The sequence below is a fragment of the Isoptericola sp. NPDC019482 genome (genome assembly GCF_040632295.1).
Taxonomy (GTDB): Bacteria; Actinomycetota; Actinomycetes; order Actinomycetales; family Cellulomonadaceae; genus Isoptericola.
Map to the genome: position 1 here is coordinate 51,436 of NZ_JBEYBQ010000022.1, position 16,415 is coordinate 67,850.

Sequence of the window (16,415 nt, forward strand, 5' to 3'; positions counted from 1 at the left end):
AGCGGTGCCGGGTTCCTCAGTCCATCCGCTCGTAGGCGGCCGTCGTGAGGAAGTCGATGTACTCGTCGGCCACGGCGACCTCCATGAAGGTGGTCCGCGCCTCGTCGAAGGCGGCGCCGCCGCCCGGGAGCTTCGCCACCTCCTCCTCGACGATGCGGTCGACGAGCTCCCGCGTCACCTTCTCGCCGGTGTCGGCGAGGACGACGTCGTTGTGCAGCCACTGCCACACCTGGGAGCGGGAGATCTCCGCGGTCGCGGCGTCCTCCATGAGGCCGAAGATGGCGACGGCGCCGAGGCCGCCCAGCCAGGCCTGGAGGTACTGGATGCCGACGGAGACGTTGTTGCGCAGGCCGGCCTCGGTGACGGTGCCGGGCGTCTTGTCGACCGACAGCAGGTCGGCGGCGGTGACGCTCACGTCCTCGCGCGTGCGGTCGATCTGGTTCGGCCGGTCGCCGAGCACCGCGGTGAAGGCCTCCTTGCACGTGGCGACCATGCCGGGGTGCGCCACCCAGGACCCGTCGAAGCCGTCGCCGGCCTCGCGCGCCTTGTCGGCGCTCACCTTGGCGTAGGCCTGCTCGTTGGCGGCGGCGTCCTTGCTCGGGATGAACGCGGCCATGCCGCCGATGGCGTGCGCGCCGCGCTTGTGGCACGTGCGGACCAGCAGCTCGGTGTAGGCCCGCATGAACGGCACCGTCATGGTGATCTGGTTGCGGTCGGGCAGCAGATACGCGGACCCGCTCTTTCGGAAGTTCTTCACCACGGAGAACAGGTAGTCCCAGCGGCCGGCGTTGAGGCCCGCGGAGTGCTCGCGCAGCTCGTAGAGGATCTCCTCCATCTCGAACGCGGCCGGGATGGTCTCGATGAGCACGGTGGCGCGGATGGTGCCGCGCGGGATGCCGAGCGCGTCCTGGGCCAGGACGAACGCGTCGTTCCAGAGGCGCGCCTCGAGGTGCGACTCCATCTTCGGCAGGTAGAAGTACGGCCCGAGGCCCTTGGCGATCTGCCGCAGGCCCGCCGTGGCGACGTAGAGCGCGAAGTCGACCAGGGAGCCCGACGTCTCCTGGCCGTCGACGAGGATGTGCTTCTCGTTCATGTGCCACCCGCGGGGGCGCATGATGATCGTCGCGAGCTCGTCGTCGGGCTTCAGCGTGTAGGACTTGCCGGCCTCGTTGGTGAAGTCGATCCGGCGCTCGATGGCGTCGAGCAGGTTGAGCTGGCCGCCCACCACGCTGCGCCACTGCGGCGTGTTGGCGTCCTCCTGGTCCGCGAGCCAGCACTTCGCGCCCGAGTTGAGCGCGTTGATGGTCATCTTGCGGTCGGTCGGGCCGGTGATCTCCACGCGGCGGTCGACCAGCCCGGGGGCGGGCTCCGCGACCCTCCAGGAGTCGTCGGCGCGGATGTGCGCCGTCTCCGGGAGGAAGTCGAGCGTGCCGCCGTCGGCCAGCGCCTGGCGGCGACGCTGCCGCGCCTCCAGCAGCTCCAGGCGGCGGGCGCCCAGCTCGCGCTGCAGGGTCACGATCAGGTCGAGCGCGGCGGGGGTGAGCACCTCGGTGTCGCGCTCGCCGATCTCGGCGGTGATGGTCAGGCCGTCGGGGAGCTCCACGACAGTCCCTCCTTGTTCTCGTTCTACGGGGGTGTGCTGCGGCCGTGCATCCATTGCACAGCGGAATTCGTATTACGCCTAGCGGAAACTCTCCAGGCCGACCCTACCGGGTCTCGGGTGCTCAGGCACCCACGAGCTGCTCGCGCAGCGCGGCGACGTGCCCGGTGGCCTCGACGTCGTACTCCGCGGACCGCAGGGTCCCGTCCGGGTCGACGACGAAGGTGCAGCGGTGCACCCCGTCGAACGTCCGGTCGCCGATCGTCTTCGGGCCCCACGTGCCGTACGCGTCGGCCACGGCGTGGTCCGCGTCGCTCAGCAGGGGGAAGGTGAGGTGCTCGGACTCCACGAACGCACGGATGTCCTCGACCGGGTCCGCGGAGACCCCGACGACGGCGTACCCCGCCCCGGCGAGCGACGCGAGGTTGTCGCGGAAGTCGCAGGCCTCGGTGGTGCACCCGGGGGTGCCCGCCTTGGGGTAGAAGTACACGACCACGCCCTTGTCCGCCCCGGCGCGCACGTCCGCGAGGGACACCGGCGTGCCGGCGGAGTCGGGCAGGGTGAAGTCGGGAGCGGTGTCGCCCGCCTGGAGTCGCGTCATGTCAGTCGTCCTTCGTGGTCGTTCTCGTCAGCGTTCTCGTCGTCGGGCTCTGCTCAGGCCTCGCCGCGGCGCAGCAGGGTGCCGCTGGGCTCGTCGCCCACGGGACGCCCGCGCAGCAGCGTGCGCCGCACCACGCCCGTGAGGTCGCGACCGGCGTACGGCGTGACCGGGTTCTTGTGGTGGAGCCGGGCCGGGTCGACGACGAACGTCGCCTCGGGCGCGAAGACCGCGAGGTCCGCGTCCTTGCCCACCGCGATCCCGCCCTTGCGCTCCAGGCCGACCAGCTCGGCCGGGCCGGAGGACATCCAGCCGACGACCTCCGCGAGCGGCACCTCGCGGCGGCGCGCCTCGGTCCAGACGACGGCGAGGCCGAGCTGCAGCGACGAGACGCCGCCCCAGGCCTCGGCGAAGTCGCCCGACGCCGGCTGCTTGAGCTCGGCGGTGGCCGGCGAGTGGTCGGTGACGACGACGTCGATCAGGCCCTCGCGCAGGCCCTGCCAGAGGCGGTCCTGGTTGTCGTGCTCGCGGATCGGCGGGCAGCACTTGTAGGCCGTCGCCCCGTCGGGCACGTGGTCGGCGTCCAAGGACAGGTAGTGCGGGCAGGTCTCGACGGTGAGGCGCACGCCCTCCGCGCGGGCGGCCGCGATCATCGGCAGCGAGTCCGCGTCGGACAGGTGCAGCACGTGCGCCCGCGCGCCGGTGGCGCGGGCCGCGTCGATGAGCGCGGCGATCGCCGTCGACTCCGCCTTGGCGGGCCGGGAGGCGAGGAAGTTCTTGTAGGTGGGGCCCGGCTCCTGCGGGGCGTCCTCGAGGGTGCCCGGGTCCTCCGCGTGCACGATCATCAGGGCGCCGAAGGTCGTCAGCTCCGCGAGGTCGGCGCGCAGCTCCGCGTCCTCGAGATGGCCGAACTCCGGCACCCCCGAGTCGGCGAGGAAGCACTTGAAGCCGAACACGCCGGCGTCGTGCAGGGGCTCGAGGTCCGCCGTGTTGCCCGGCACGGCCCCGCCCCAGAAGCCGACGTCGACGAACGCCTGGTCCAGCGCACGCTGCTTCTTGACCTCCAGGTTCGCGACCGAGGTCGTGGGCGGCAGCGAGTTGAGCGGCATGTCGACGATCGTCGTGACGCCGCCGGCCGCGGCGGCGCGGGTGGCGGTGGCGAAGCCCTCCCACTCGGTGCGGCCGGGCTCGTTGACGTGCACGTGAGAGTCGACGAGGCCGGGCAGCAGCACCTCGTCCTCGGCGAGCTCCAGCACCTCCGCGCCGGCCAGGCCGGTGCCGAGCGGCACGACGGCGGCGATCCGGCCGTCGGTCACGCCCACCTCGACAGCACGCTCCCCCAAGGGGGTGACGGCGCGGGCGGCACGGACGACGAGGTCGTGGGTCATGCGATCTCCAAGGTGTTCAGGGCCGGGGTGTTCAGGGCCGGCAGGTGGTCGGCGAGCCGTGCCGCGAGGGTCTCGAGCAGCGGGCCCGCCCCGGCGATGCAGCGGGCGACGTCCGGCTCGACGTCGGTGAGGGCGTGCACGGCGGCGAGGCCGGCAGCCGCCGCCTCCTGGGGGCTCAGGATCGTGCGGCCGCACACCGCGACCGTGGGGACGCCGGCCGCGGCCGCGGCGGCGGCCACGCCGACCGGCGTCTTGCCGTGCAGGGACTGGCGGTCGAGGCTGCCCTCCCCCGTGACGACCAGGTCGACCCCGGCGAGACGGTCCGCGAAGCCCGTGAGGTCCAGCACCTCCTCGACGCCGGGGCGACGCTCGGCGCCGAGCAGCAGGCAGGCGAAGCCCACGCCGCCCGCCGCGCCCGCACCGGGCTCGGCGGCGTATCCGCGGGCGCCCGTGACCCCGACGGTGGCGAGCACGTCCACCCAGGTCGCCAGGCCCAGCTCGAGCTCGGCCACGGTCGCGGGGTCGGCGCCCTTCTGCGGCCCGTACACGGCGGCCGCGCCGTGCTCGCCGAGCAGCGGGTTGTCCACGTCGCTCGCGAGCACGATCTCCGTGTCGGCGAGCGCGGGGTGCAGCCCGGACAGGTCGACGTCGGTGAGCTCGTGCAGGTGGCCGCCGCCGTCGGCGACGTCCCCCGCCCCGGACGCGAGGCGCGCGCCGAGCGCGGCGAGCATGCCGGCCCCACCGTCGGTGCTGGCGGAGCCACCCACCCCGACGACGATCTCCCGGGCGCCCGCGTCCAGGGCGTGCGCGATGACCTCGCCGAGCCCCCGGGAGGTCGCGGCGAGCGCGGTGACCGGTGTCGGGGTCACCTGGGCGAGGCCCGTCACCGTCGCCATCTCGACGACGGCGGTGGTGCCGCGGCGGGCGTACCGGGTGGCGAGCGGCTCCCCGAGGGGGCCGGTCGCCATCAGGTCCACCGCGCTGTACCCGGCGGCGAGGGCGGCCTCCAGGGTGCCCTCGCCGCCGTCCGCCACGGGGAGCTGGTCGACGACGACGCCGGGCACCGCCCGCCGCAGGCCGGCCGCCAGGTGGGCGGCCACCTCGCCCGCGGTCAGGGAGCCCTTGAACTTGTCCGGGGCGAGGAGCACGCGCGCCATCGTCGCTCCGCCTCCTCGTCCGTCGGGACTGCCCGTCCTCGTCATCGTCTCTCCCGTCGCCGTCGTCGGGTACTGCTCAGCCTGTCGCGCTCAGTCGAGCAGCGCGATGGCCGTGGGCGAGTCCTCGGCCGAGATGGCCAGGTCCTCGAACTCGTTCACCCCGTTGAGCTCCGCGCCCATCGCGATGTTGGTGACACGCTCGAGGATGACCTCGACCACCACGGGGACGCGGAACTCGGCGGTCATGGCCTGCGCCTTGGCGAACGCGGCGCCCAGGTCCTCCGGGTCCTTGACGCGGATCGCCTTGCAGCCCAGCGCCTCGGCGACCTTGACGTGGTCCACGCCGTAGCCGTCTGTCTCCGCCGAGTTGATGTTGTCGAACGCGAGCGACACGTGGAAGTCCATCTCGAACGCCCGCTGCGACTGACGGATCAGGCCCAGGTAGGCGTTGTTCACCACGACGTGCACGTAGGGCAGGTGGTGCTGCGCACCGACGGCGAGCTCCTCCAGCATGAACTGGAAGTCGTAGTCGCCGGAGAGGGCGACGACGTTGCCCTCGGGCAGCGCCCGCGAGACGCCGAGCGCGGCCGGTCCGGTCCAGCCCAGCGGGCCCGCCTGGCCGGCGTTGATCCAGTGCCGCGGGTTGTACGTGTGCAGCAGCTGCGCGCCGGCGATCTGCGACAGGCCGATCGTGGTGACGTAGACCGTGTCGCGGCCGAAGGCCTTGTTCATCTCCTCGTACACGCGCTGCGGCTTGATCGGGATCTCGGTGAAGTGCGTCTTGCGCTGCAGCTTCCCCTTGCGCTCCTGCGCCGAGGCGGCCCACGCCGCGTAGTCCTTCACCTGACCGGCGGCCTTGCGCTCGGCGGCGACCTCGAGCGCGGTGCGCAGGAAGGCGCCCGCGTCGGAGACCACGCCGTAGTCGGGCGCGAACACGCGGCCGATCTGCGTGGGCTCGATGTCGACGTGCACGAAGGTGCGGCCCTCGGTGTAGGTCTTCAGGCCGCCGGTGTGGCGGTTGGCCCACCGGTTGCCGACGCCGATCACGAAGTCCGACTCCAGGAACGTCGCGTTGCCGTAGCGGTGCGACGTCTGGATGCCGACCATGCCCGCGGTCAGCGGGTGGTCGTCGGGGATCGCGCCCCAGCCCATGAGGGTCGGGACCACCGGCACGCCGAGAGTCTCGGCCAGCTCGACCAGCTCGGCCTCCGCGCCGGCGTTGATGATGCCGCCGCCGGCGACGATCAGCGGGCGCTCCGCGGCCAGCAGCATGTCGATCGCCTTGGCGACCTGCTCGCGGGTGGCCTCCGGGCGCTCCACGGGCAGCGGCTGGTACGTCTCCGGGTCGAACTCGATCTCGGTCATCTGCACGTCGATCGGCAGGTCGATGAGCACGGGGCCCGGGCGACCCGACCGCATCAGCTGGAACGCGCGCTGGAAGACCCCCGGCACCTGCGACGCCTCGAGGACCGTCTTCGCCAGCTTGGTGACCGGCGCGGCGATCGACGCGATGTCGACGGCCTGGAAGTCCTCCTTGTCGAGCTTGGCCACCGGCGCCTGGCCCGTGATGCACAGTATCGGGATCGAGTCGGCCCACGCGGCGTACAGGCCGGTGATCATGTCGGTGCCCGCGGGGCCCGACGTGCCGATGCAGATGCCGATGTTGCCGCGCTCGGCGCGCGAGTAGCCGTCGGCCATGTGCGACGCGCCCTCGACGTGCCGGGCGAGCACGTGGTGGATGCCGCCGTGCTGGCGCATGGCGTCGTAGAACGGGTTGATGGCGGCGCCGGGGAGGCCGAAGGCCTCGGTGGCACCCTCCTTCGCCAGGATGGCGACCGCGGCGTCGACCGCGCGCATGCGGGGCATGGTGCTCTCCTTCGAGTCTTCTGGGATGACTGGGACGGGCGCGACGTCAGTCGCGACCGGACAGGCGCGCGACGGCGTTGAACAGGCCGGAGTGGTCCAGCGACCCGTCGCCCTCGGCGCGGGCCGCGGCCATGAGCTGCGCGACGACGGCGCCGACGGGGGCGACGACGCCCTGCTCGCGCGCGGCGGTCGTGAAGATGCCCAGGTCCTTGTGGTGCAGGTCGATGCGGAAGCCGGGGGCGAACTCGCGGCCCAGCATCTTCTCGGCCTTCTGGTTGAGCACGGCGGAGCCGGCGAGGCCGCCGCCGAGGACCTTGACGGCCGCCTCGGTGTCGACGCCGAACGCCTCCAGGAAGACGACGGCCTCGGCCAGCAGCGCGATGTTGCCGGCGACGATGAGCTGGTTCGCGGCCTTGACGGTCTGGCCCGAGCCCGAGGGGCCCACGTGCACGACCGTCTTGCCGACGGCGTCGAAGACGTCCTTCGCGGCGGCGAAGTCCTCCGCCGCACCGCCGACCATGATCGACAGCGCGGCGTTCTTCGCACCCGCCTCGCCGCCGGAGACCGGCGCGTCGAGGTAGCGGAAGCCTGCGGCCTTCGCCTGCTCGGCCAGCGCGATCGTCACGTCCGGGCGGATCGACGAGAAGTCGACGACCAGCGTGCCCGGCTGCGCGTTCGCGAGCACGCCGTCGTCGCCGGTGAGGACACCCTCGACGTCCGGGGAGTCCGGGACCATGACGGCTACGACGTCCGCGGCCTTGACCGCCTCGGCGACGGAGGAGGCGGCGGCGCCGCCCGCCTCGACGAGGGGCTGTGCCTTGGCGGCCGTGCGGTTGTAGCCGACGACGGAGTGCCCGGCGTTCTGCAGGTGGACGGCCATCGGGCTGCCCATGATGCCGAGGCCGATGAAGGCGATGGTGCTCATGATCGTGTCCCTTTCGGAAGATGCGGGGTCGCTGCGGTGCGGGGCGCTCAGCGCGCGGAGCGCTCGGCGCGGGGCAGCCACGCGAACGGGTCGGCGTCCGCCGTCTTGTACTCGAGGCCGACCGACCCGGCGTAGCCGGCGGCGCGGAGGTCGCCGATCCAGCGCTGGATCGGCAGGTCCCCGCTGCCCGGGGCGCCGCGGCCCGGGGCGTCGGCGATCTGCACGTGGGCGATGCGGTCGCCGTAGGTCTTGAGGTCGAGGTCCACGTCCGAGCCGTTGACCGACAGGTGGTAGACGTCGAAAAGGAGGCCGAGGTTCGTCGCGCCGCGCTCGTCGCGCACCCGGTCGAGGACGGCGACGGCGTCGGCCGACGTCTTCAGCGGGTAGGCGGGGGCGCCGGAGACGGGCTCCAGCAGCACCGTGCCGCCGATCCGCTCGACCGCCTTCGCGGCCAGCGCGAGGTTCTCGGCGCCGAGCGCGTCCTGCGCGGCCGGGTCCTCGCCCTCGACACGGTTGCCGTACAGCGCGTTGAACGCGCGGCAGCCGGTGCGCTCGCCGATGGCGGCGACGACGTCGAGGTTGGCGCGCAGGTCGGCCGAGCGCTCGGGCCAGGAGATCAGGCCGCGGTCGCCGCCGGGCATGTTGCCGGCGTCGAAGTTGAGGCCGGTGAGCTGCACGCCTGCGTCGGCCAGGGCCCCGACGAACGCGTCGATCTCGTCCGCCGCGGGAGTCGGGGTGGCGAAGGGCCACCAGAACTCGACGCCGTCGAAGCCGGCCGCCTTCGCGGCCGCCGGACGCTCCAGGAGCGGCAGGTCCGTGAGGAGGATCGAGCAGTTCACGGTGTAGGGGATCTGGTCCGTCATCACTGACTCGCTTTCGCCAGATGGAAGATTGGTTCCTTGTAGTGAAAACGCTACGCCGCATCATCGCGATCGGTCAACCCCTGCCCGAACGACGGACGGCCCGGCAGGACGTCGTCCTGCCGGGCCGTCGTGGCCGGGAGCCGGGGGCGCGGGCGAGCGCGCCGGGGTCAGGCCCCGAGCGGCCGCGTCACGATCGCCGTGAGCTCGACCGGCTGCAGGCCGGTGCGCTCGACGATCTCGTCGGCGCCCAGGGCGCCGCAGTCGACGCCGCGCTTGAGGTACCACGCGAGCGCCTTGGCGGTGGCGGGCTCGTCGAGCACCGCCCCCTCCACCTCGTTCACGTAGTTCGACAGCCGCTCGGCCGCGGGCTCGAAGCCCTCACGGTAGAACGCGTACGTCGCCGCGAACCGGCTCGGCAGCTGGGCCGGGTGCAGGTCCCAGCCCTGGTAGAACCCGCGCTCCAGCGAGCGCCGCACGAGGCGCCCGTGGTTCGCCCACGCGGCGCGCACCTGCGCATCGTCGCCGACCGGCAGCACGTTCGTCGACCCGTCGGACAGCCGCACGCCCGTCCCGGCGGCCGCGAGCTGCATGACCTCCTTGGCGAGGTCCGCCGCCGGGTGCTCCATCGACTGGTAGGCCGCCGCGATGCCGAGCGACGCCGAGTAGTCGTAGGTGCCGTAGTGCAGGCCGCTCACGCGCCCCGCCCCCGCGTGGATCATCCGCGCCACGGTCGCCGTGCCCGCGGAGTCGAGGATCGACTGCGGCGTCTCGACCTGCACCTCGAAGCGCAGGCGCCCGGCCGGCAGGCCGTTCGCCTCCTCCAGCCGCTCGCAGACGGCGACCATCGCCTCGACCTGCACGACGCCGGTCACCTTCGGCAGCGTCAGCACCAGCCCGTCGGGCAGGTCGCCTGACGCCGCGAGCGTGCTGACGAACACGTCCAGCGTGCGCAGTCCGCGCGCCCGGGTGGGCCGCTCGAAGCACTTGAACCGGATGCCGACGAACGGCGTCGCTCCCCCGGCGTCCAGCTCGGCACGCAGCGCCGCGGCCGCGGCCGCGGTCACCTCGTCCTCGTCGGCGTCCGGGTGCGTGCCGTACCCGTCCTCGAGGTCGATGCGCAGGTCCTCGATCGGCTCGGCGGCGAGCTTGCGCTCCACCTGGGCCGCGACCGCCTCGCGCAGGTCGTCCCGCACGCCGACGGCGTCCAGCAGCGCGTCCGTGCCCTGCGCCTCGACCGCCGCGAGGGCCTGCGCGCCCCAGTCCTTCGCGAGCCCGGCCGTGTACCGGTGCGCCGGCACGTACACGGTGTGCACGGGCTGGCGCGTGCCGTCGTCGCCCGGGTAGGCGCGCTCGAGGTGGGCGTCGTGCGCGGCGAGCCGCCGCTCGACGTCGTCGAGCGCGGCCTGGTCGAGGGACGCCTTCATCGGGCCACCGCCGTGCCCTCGGCCTGCAGTGCGCGGCCCAGGTGCTGGGCCAGGTGCTCGGCGTCCTCGGCACGGTGCTCCGCGACCGGGACCTCCTTGAGCCCCTCGGCGCGCACGGCCTCGGCGACGGCCTCGGCCACGCGGCTGTCGAACACGCCCGGGATGACGAAGGCGGAGTTGAGCTCGTCGTCGCTCACCACCGACGAGATCGCGACCGCGGCCACGCGCAGCATCTCGTCCGTGATCTGCGTGGCGCCCGCGTCCAGCAGGCCGCGGAACAGGCCGGGGAACGCCAGCACGTTGTTGATCTGGTTCGGGTAGTCGCTGCGGCCGGTCGCCACCACGGCGGCCGTCTCGCCGGCGGCGATCGGGTCGACCTCGGGCGTCGGGTTCGCGAGGGCGAACACGATCGCGTCGTCGTTCATCGCCGCGACGTCCGCGCCCGTGAGGATGTTGCCCGCCGAGACGCCCACGAAGACGTCGGCCCCGACGAGGCCCTCCTTGAGGGTGCCGGTGAACCCGGACGGGTTGGTGTTCTCGACGATCCAGGTGCGGTTCTCGTCGTCGCCCGCCGACTCGGGCGTGAGCGCCCCGTGCCGGTCGAAGCCGATGATGTCCCTCGCACCCTGCGCGAGCAGCAGGCGGATGATGGCCGAGCCGGCGGCGCCGACGCCGGACACCGCGATGCGGACGTCCTCGATCTTCTTGTTCACGACCTTGAGGGCGTTGATGAGCGCCGCGAGCACCACGATGGCGGTGCCGTGCTGGTCGTCGTGGAAGACGGGGATGTCGAGCTCCTCGCGCAGGCGCTTCTCGATCTCGAAGCAGCGGGGCGCGGAGATGTCCTCGAGGTTCACGCCGCCGAACCCGGGGGCGATCGCCTTGACGGTGCGGATGATCTCCTCGGTGTCCGTCGTGTCGAGGGCGATGGGCCAGGCGTCGACGTCGGCGAACTGCTTGAACAGCGCCGCCTTGCCCTCCATCACCGGCATCGCGGCCTCGGGGCCGATGTCGCCGAGGCCGAGGACGGCGGTGCCATCGGTGACGACCGCGACCGTGTTGCGCTTGATCGTGAGGCGGCGGGCGTCCTCCTTGCGGTCCGCGATGGCGAGGCAGACGCGGGCGACGCCCGGGGTGTACGCGCGCGACAGGTCGCGGCGCGTCTTGAGCGGCACCTTCGGGGTGACCGAGATCTTCCCGCCGAGGTGCATGAGGAACGTCGAGTCCGACATCTTCAGCACCCGCACGCCGTCGAGGGCGTCCAAGGCCTGGACGATCCGCTCGCCGTGCTCGGCGTCCACGGTGTCGCAGGTGACGTCGACGACGATCGTGTCGGTGTGCGACTGGGCGATGTCCACGCCCATGACCGAGCCGCCGGCCGTGGCGATCTCGTGGACGATCTCGCTCGTCGCGCGCTGGGAGGCCGGGGCCTCGACGCGGAGGGTGATCGTGTAGCTGGGGCTGGGCATCGCCATGGCCTGGGTTTCCTTTCGAGGAGCTGATGACATGAAGTTTCGAGATGTGGAAGTATGGTTTCCGGAACCGGGAACGGCTCACAAGACCTTGCGGAGGGGGACCTGACCATGGCGAACGGCACCGGAGTCCAGTCGGTGGACCGGGCGATCGACCTGCTCGAGATCATGACCGACCTCGGCGGCGACGCCGCGCTCAGCGAGCTCGCGGCGGCCGCCGGTCTCCCGCTGCCGACGATCCACCGGCTGATGCGGACGCTCGTCGGCCGCGGCTACGCCCGCCAGCTCCCGAACCGCCGGTACACCCTGGGGCCCCGCCTCATCCGCCTGGGCGAGAGCGCCGGCCGCCAGCTCGGCGCCAGCGCCCGCCCCCACCTGGAGCGGCTCGCCCGCGAGCTCGGCGAGAGCGCCAACCTCGCGATGATCGACCGCGACATGGTGGTGTACGTCGCCCAGGCCTCGTCGTCCTACTCGATGCGGATGTTCACCGAGGTGGGACGGCGCGTCTACACGCACTGCACCGGCGTCGGCAAGATGGTGCTCGCCGAGCTGCCGGACCAGACGATCCGCGACATCGTCGGTCGCGTCGGGATGCCGCCCGCCACCGACCTGTCGATCACGGACCCCGACGACCTCCTCAAGGAGATCGGCACGATCCGCGAGCAGGGCTACGCCGTCGACGACGGCGAGCAGGAGATCGGCGTGCGCTGCTTCGCAGTCCCCGTGAAGGACGCGCCCACCCCGACCGCGCTCTCGGTCTCCGGGCCCGCGGCCCGGGTGACCTACGAGTTCGGCGAGGCCGCGCTCCCCCTGCTCCACGAGGTGGCGGACACCATCTCGAAGGAGCTTCTCGCCGCCTGACGGCGCGCGCGCCCGCACCTTCCTCACCCGTTCCCCGGGTCGACGGCGCCGGCGGGCACGAGCTGCGGGCTGGGTTCGCCCGCCGTGCGGTCGGGGTCGGCGCCGGGGCGTCGGCCCGCGACGGCGTCGCGCGCCCCCTCGCGGATCTGCAGCACGTCCGGCACGCCGTCGGCGTCCAGGTCGATCGCCGACACGCAGCCCGACCGGCGGCCGTGGCCGTGGCGCACCCGCGCCCGCACGTCCGCGTTGAGGCGGGCCCGACGGCGCTCCTCCTGCCGCTCGGCGTCCAGCCGCGCGAAGTACTCCGCCCGGCGCTGCTCCTGCTCCTCCGTCACGACGAGGCGCGCCGAGGAGCCCGCGGTGAACACCGACGGGTCCTTGCTGCGCCGTCCCCAGCGGATCTCGTTGAACACGAGGTTGAGCAGGACGGCGACGACGGCCGCGGCCGCGATCCCGGAGTGGAAGATCATGCCCACCCAGGTCGGGAACTGGTCGTAGAAGTCCGGCACGGCGATCGGGATGATGCCGAAGCCCAGCGCGACCGCCACGAGCGTGAGGTTGAGGTTGCCCTCGTACTCGACGCGCGACAGCGTACGGATGCCGGACACGGCCACCGAGCCGAACAGGACGATGCCGGCGCCGCCGAGCACGGGCGACGGGATCGCCGCGACCACCTGTCCCAGCACCGGGAACAGCCCCAGGACGAACAGGACGCCGCCGCCCGCCGCGACGGCGAACCGCGAGCGGATGCCGGTGATCGCGACCAGGCCGACGTTCTGGGCGAACGCCGAGGCCGGGAACGAGTTGAGGAACGGCGCGACCAGCGTGGCGGCCATGTCGGCCCGCAGGCCGTCGCCCACCCGCTTCGCGTCGACCTTGGTGTCGAGCACCTCGCCGATGGCGATGAGGTCGGCGGTGGTCTCCGTCATGATGACGAGGATGACGATCGTCATCGAGATGATCGCGCCGATCTCGAAGACCGGGGCCCCGAAGGCGAACGGTGTCGGCAGCGCGAACGGCGCTCCCTCGCCCACCCCCGAGAAGTCCGCGAGCCCGAGCGGCACCGCCGCCACGGTCCCGATGACGATCCCGAAGAGGATGGACAGACGGGAGATCGTGCCCTGCAGGAACCGGCTGAGCGCGAGCACCACGACGAGCGTGCCGAGCGCCAGCGCGATGTTGGGAACCGACCCCCAGTCCGCCGCCTCCTCGTCGCCGCCCATCATCCAGCCGGCCGCGGTCGGCAGCAGCGAGACGCCGATGATCGTGATGATCGTGCCCGTCACCACCGGCGGGAAGAACCGCACGACCTGCGCGAAGAACGGGCTGATCGCCAGGCCGATCACGGCGGCCACGATGATGGCGCCGAAGACGGCAGGGAGCCCGCCGTCCCCGCTCGCCACCGCGACCATGGTGGACACGGTGGCGAACGAGATGCCCTGGACGAGCGGGAGCTGCGACCCGAAGAAGCGGATGCCGAGCGTCTGGAGCGCGGTGGCCAGGCCGCTGACGAGCAGCGCGGCCGACACGAGGACACCGATCTCCGCCCCGGTCAGGCCCGCCGCCTGCCCGACGATGATCGGCGGCGCGATCACGCCGCCGTACATCGTCATGATGTGCTGCAGGCCGTAGAGGAAGGTCTTGCCGAGCGGGTAGCGCTCGTCCTCCGGCCGACCGCCCTGCGGCGTGCCGGTCGCGGCCGCCGCGTCGATGGTCGTCGTGCTCATCTCGATGCTCCTTCGAACCGATTGCACGTGCTTCGCTGATCAGGCCGCGATCAGCAGAACCCGGTCACGGTCGCCCACGCGCGCGGCTCCTGGTCGGCGCCCTCCCGCTTCACCTCCGCCTCGATCTTCCCGTACGGGCGGTCGGCGACGTAGAAGACCTCGTTCGGGTTCTCCAGGCCGAAGGGCTCGAAGTCCACGACGAAGTGGTGCAGGTTCGGCATCGAGAACTTGATCTCGCCGATCTCCGGGTGCGCCTCGAGCACCCGCTTGCCCATCTGGTAGAGGGTCTGCTGCAGCGCGAGCGAGTGCACGTCGGCGAACGTCTCCAGCAGGATGCGGCGCACGTCGTCGTAGACGGCGTTGAAGTCGATGTCCAGCGAGGTGTAGCGCCAGCGGGCGGTGACCGACGTCGCGAGGATGCGGTCGGTGGTCTCCTGCAGGGTGGTGAAGCGGTCCTTCGGGAAGCCGTGGAACTCGGAGCCCGTGGACTTGAGCACCTTGAGGTCCTCGAGGCCCGAGACGACGAAGACCTCGTCGCCCGCACGCTGGACGACCGTCGTGCGCGTCTCGGTGCCGCCCTTGACGAACGCGTGGTCGTGCTCGCCGTCGGTCACATGGTTGGTCAGGGACGAGGGGATGTGCTCCCAGGTGTACTCCTTGGCCTCCCAGCGGCCACCCTCGATCCAGTCGAAGCTCGAGAGGAAGTGCTCACCGAGGCGGAGCGCGAACTCCTCGGGCGAGGCGATGCCGTCCTTGGCGAGCGCGAAGACCGTGTTCTTCTGCGTGTCCGTCGGGACGACGCGTCCCTGGTCGCCGTCGATGTGCGCGGCGGAGAAGTCGCCGCGCAGCTGCGAGGTCACCGAGAGCTCGGTGATCCGGTGGCGCGCCTGGTCGCGGTCGACCTTCATGACGCGGACCTCGGCCTTGCCGTACTGGTTGTCACCCAGCACGATCGTGCCCGTGCTGACCTGGGCGTCGGTGGCGGTGGCGGTCATTGCTGACTCCTTCATCTGTTGTTGCGTTGGGCGGGACGGCCCCCAGGGCGGTCCCCATACGTCTCCGATGACGATGACGCGAGTCGCGGCGCCTGTGCCGCGACCGGTGATGCAGGCCTTCTGGCTCGTCAGCTCCCGCGGTACGTCGAGTACGCGAACGGGCTGAGCAGGCAGGGCACGTGGTAGTGGTCGCGCCCCGCCTCGACGGTGAAGTCGATGGTGATCGACGGATAGAACGTGGCGGTGCCCTGCGCGGCGAAGTACTCGCCGGTCGCGAAGGTCACCCGGTAGGTACCGGGCTCGAGGGACGCCGGGCCGAGGTCCTTGACCCGGCCGTCGGCGTCGGTCGTGGCGTCCGCGAGGCGCGCCGCGCTGTCCGCGCCGACGCTCCACAGGGAGACGGACACGCCGGCGGCCGGCAGGCCGGACACCGCGTCGAGCACGTGGGTGGTGATGTGCGAGGTCATGAGAGCTCTCCTTCCAGCCGCAGCACGGCGATCTCCCGCAGCTGCTCGCCGGCGATGCGTCGCTCGGTGGCGGGATCGTTCCCGAGGCGTTCCTCGAGCGAGGCGAGGATCTGCTCGGCGGTGCGACCCGCGGCCCGGATGAGGAAGACGTGACCGAACCGCTCCTCGTAGGCACGGTTGCCCGCGCGCAGCCGCTCCTCGACCGACCCGCTCAGGTCGCCGAGGCCGGCCTGTTCCCGGCGGGAGTGCGCCGCGTCCGCGTCCTCCCCGGAGGCACGCTCGCCGATGCGCGGATGACGGGCGAGCGCGGAGTCGATCTCCTCCTCGCTCCACGGGTCCGCCACGGACCGTGCCGCCGCGAGTGCGGCCTCGGTGTCCGCGTACGGGCGACCCAGGACCACCGCGTCCGCCCATCGCGTCACGGCCGCGCACGAGAGCACCTGAGCACGCGCGACGTCGGTGTCCGCCGCGTTGAATGCCTCGAGACCTGCACTCGTCATCGAGCGATCCTCCTTCGGGGAATTCCGCCCACCGGAAGTGGGCTTCCGTTCAGTGAAGTCTCGCTCTCGCGCCGGTGGCCTGTCAAGTGAGTCCGCGCTCAGTGGCCGGCGTGGGTCGGTCAGCTCGCGGGAGGCACGTCCGGTGACGGCCATATCCCCTGGTCAGGGAGCCGCTGACGCCCCGGCGGCAGGCACGTGAAGACCTTGCGAACGCCCTCCTCGAGGGCTCCGCGGGTCCGAGCAGCACCCTTGGCCCGACGGCCGAGCACCTCGTCCCGCGCATCCGAACCCCCGTGTGCCTCCGCCGTGCACCGAACCGTCCCGACCGGCCCCTGGGTGCGTGGCCCCCGCGAACGGCTCGTCGCCGCTGTTCGCCGGTCGCCGTCGACCGCACGTCGTCGTGCGTCCCACCAGGATACGAGCCGGAGCCGCGGGCGGTCGGCGCGCGTGTCCGGGTATGCGAAAGGCCCACCCCGTGTGGGGTGGGCCTTTCGTGAATGGGTGTCCGGCGGCGTCCTACTCTCCCACCCCCTCGCGAGGGCAGTACCATCGGCGCTGAAGGGCTAAGCTTC

The 16,415-nt window shown here is 72.3% G+C and carries 14 protein-coding genes; 1 reads left to right on the plus strand and 13 read right to left on the minus strand.

Annotation, left to right across the window (positions count from 1 at the left end):
* Positions 1 to 16: 16 nt before the first annotated feature.
* The 9 genes from aceB to ABZ493_RS14725 all read right to left on the minus strand — a co-directional run bounded on the left by aceB (position 17) and on the right by ABZ493_RS14725 (position 11,296).
* Positions 17 to 1,657, minus strand: a complete 1,641-nt coding sequence (aceB, locus tag ABZ493_RS14685; RefSeq protein WP_430582879.1) for a malate synthase A — start codon at positions 1,655 to 1,657, stop codon at positions 17 to 19.
* 67 nt (positions 1,658 to 1,724) lie between these two features.
* Complete coding sequence (gene bcp / locus ABZ493_RS14690) at positions 1,725 to 2,201, minus strand: thioredoxin-dependent thiol peroxidase (RefSeq protein ID WP_430582880.1); 477 nt, start codon at positions 2,199 to 2,201, stop codon at positions 1,725 to 1,727.
* Positions 2,202 to 2,254: 53 nt separating this feature from the next.
* Positions 2,255 to 3,586, minus strand: coding sequence for an allantoinase AllB (gene allB, locus ABZ493_RS14695; protein ID WP_430582881.1), 1,332 nt, complete (start codon positions 3,584 to 3,586; stop codon positions 2,255 to 2,257).
* Positions 3,583 to 4,743, minus strand: a complete 1,161-nt coding sequence (locus tag ABZ493_RS14700; protein ID WP_430582882.1) for a glycerate kinase — start codon at positions 4,741 to 4,743, stop codon at positions 3,583 to 3,585. Before ABZ493_RS14700 ends, allB begins: the two co-directional genes overlap by 4 nt.
* Positions 4,744 to 4,833: 90 nt before the next feature.
* Complete coding sequence (gcl, locus tag ABZ493_RS14705) at positions 4,834 to 6,609, minus strand: glyoxylate carboligase (RefSeq protein WP_430582883.1); 1,776 nt, start codon at positions 6,607 to 6,609, stop codon at positions 4,834 to 4,836.
* 46 nt (positions 6,610 to 6,655) lie between these two features.
* Complete coding sequence (locus ABZ493_RS14710) at positions 6,656 to 7,615, minus strand: 2-hydroxy-3-oxopropionate reductase (RefSeq protein WP_430582884.1); 960 nt, start codon at positions 7,613 to 7,615, stop codon at positions 6,656 to 6,658.
* Entirely contained in the window at positions 7,582 to 8,385 is an 804-nt protein-coding gene (locus ABZ493_RS14715) for a TIM barrel protein (protein WP_430582893.1), read from the minus strand. The genes ABZ493_RS14710 and ABZ493_RS14715 overlap by 34 nt, the downstream gene beginning before the upstream one ends.
* Positions 8,386 to 8,564: 179 nt before the next feature.
* Entirely contained in the window at positions 8,565 to 9,821 is a 1,257-nt protein-coding gene (locus tag ABZ493_RS14720) for an aldolase/citrate lyase family protein (RefSeq protein ID WP_430582885.1), read from the minus strand.
* The gene (locus ABZ493_RS14725) at positions 9,818 to 11,296 is read right to left on the minus strand and encodes an NAD-dependent malic enzyme (RefSeq protein ID WP_430582886.1); all 1,479 of its coding nucleotides are present in this window, start codon (positions 11,294 to 11,296) and stop codon (positions 9,818 to 9,820) included. The genes ABZ493_RS14720 and ABZ493_RS14725 overlap by 4 nt, the downstream gene beginning before the upstream one ends.
* Positions 11,297 to 11,404: 108 nt before the next feature.
* Between ABZ493_RS14725 and ABZ493_RS14730 the strand changes: the two genes are divergently transcribed.
* On the plus strand, positions 11,405 to 12,154 hold the full coding sequence (locus ABZ493_RS14730) for an IclR family transcriptional regulator (RefSeq protein ID WP_430582887.1): 750 nt from the start codon (positions 11,405 to 11,407) through the stop codon (positions 12,152 to 12,154).
* A 23-nt stretch (positions 12,155 to 12,177) separates the two neighbouring features.
* Here the strand turns inward: ABZ493_RS14730 and ABZ493_RS14735 are convergent, their stop codons facing one another.
* From ABZ493_RS14735 to uraD, 4 genes are all read right to left on the minus strand, one after another.
* Positions 12,178 to 13,881 (minus strand): nucleobase:cation symporter-2 family protein, encoded by a 1,704-nt coding sequence (locus ABZ493_RS14735; protein ID WP_430582888.1) that lies wholly within the window; start codon positions 13,879 to 13,881, stop codon positions 12,178 to 12,180.
* A gap of 50 nt (positions 13,882 to 13,931) precedes the next feature.
* Positions 13,932 to 14,876: a factor-independent urate hydroxylase gene (gene pucL, locus ABZ493_RS14740; RefSeq protein WP_430582889.1), complete on the minus strand. Its 945-nt coding sequence runs from the start codon at positions 14,874 to 14,876 to the stop codon at positions 13,932 to 13,934.
* Positions 14,877 to 15,004: 128 nt separating this feature from the next.
* Complete coding sequence (uraH, locus tag ABZ493_RS14745; protein ID WP_430582890.1) at positions 15,005 to 15,343, minus strand: hydroxyisourate hydrolase; 339 nt, start codon at positions 15,341 to 15,343, stop codon at positions 15,005 to 15,007.
* Positions 15,340 to 15,843: a 2-oxo-4-hydroxy-4-carboxy-5-ureidoimidazoline decarboxylase gene (uraD, locus tag ABZ493_RS14750; RefSeq protein WP_430582891.1), complete on the minus strand. Its 504-nt coding sequence runs from the start codon at positions 15,841 to 15,843 to the stop codon at positions 15,340 to 15,342. Before uraD ends, uraH begins: the two co-directional genes overlap by 4 nt.
* Between the last annotated feature and the right edge of the window lie 572 nt (positions 15,844 to 16,415).

Bases quoted from the DNA above. Each gene is read 5' to 3' on its own strand.
- aceB (WP_430582879.1), bottom strand. From the start codon at position 1,657: ATGGATGCACGGCCGCAGCACACCCCCGTAGAACGAGAACAAGGAGGG.
- bcp (WP_430582880.1), bottom strand. From the start codon at position 2,201: ATGACGCGACTCCAGGCGGGCGACACCGCTCCCGACTTCACCCTGCCC.
- allB (WP_430582881.1), bottom strand. From the start codon at position 3,586: ATGACCCACGACCTCGTCGTCCGTGCCGCCCGCGCCGTCACCCCCTTG.
- ABZ493_RS14700 (WP_430582882.1), bottom strand. From the start codon at position 4,743: ATGGCGCGCGTGCTCCTCGCCCCGGACAAGTTCAAGGGCTCCCTGACC.
- gcl (WP_430582883.1), bottom strand. From the start codon at position 6,609: ATGCCCCGCATGCGCGCGGTCGACGCCGCGGTCGCCATCCTGGCGAAG.
- ABZ493_RS14720 (WP_430582885.1), bottom strand. From the start codon at position 9,821: ATGAAGGCGTCCCTCGACCAGGCCGCGCTCGACGACGTCGAGCGGCGG.
- ABZ493_RS14725 (WP_430582886.1), bottom strand. From the start codon at position 11,296: ATGGCGATGCCCAGCCCCAGCTACACGATCACCCTCCGCGTCGAGGCC.
- ABZ493_RS14730 (WP_430582887.1), top strand. From the start codon at position 11,405: ATGGCGAACGGCACCGGAGTCCAGTCGGTGGACCGGGCGATCGACCTG.
- ABZ493_RS14735 (WP_430582888.1), bottom strand. From the start codon at position 13,881: ATGAGCACGACGACCATCGACGCGGCGGCCGCGACCGGCACGCCGCAG.
- pucL (WP_430582889.1), bottom strand. From the start codon at position 14,876: ATGACCGCCACCGCCACCGACGCCCAGGTCAGCACGGGCACGATCGTG.
- uraH (WP_430582890.1), bottom strand. From the start codon at position 15,343: ATGACCTCGCACATCACCACCCACGTGCTCGACGCGGTGTCCGGCCTG.
- uraD (WP_430582891.1), bottom strand. From the start codon at position 15,843: ATGACGAGTGCAGGTCTCGAGGCATTCAACGCGGCGGACACCGACGTC.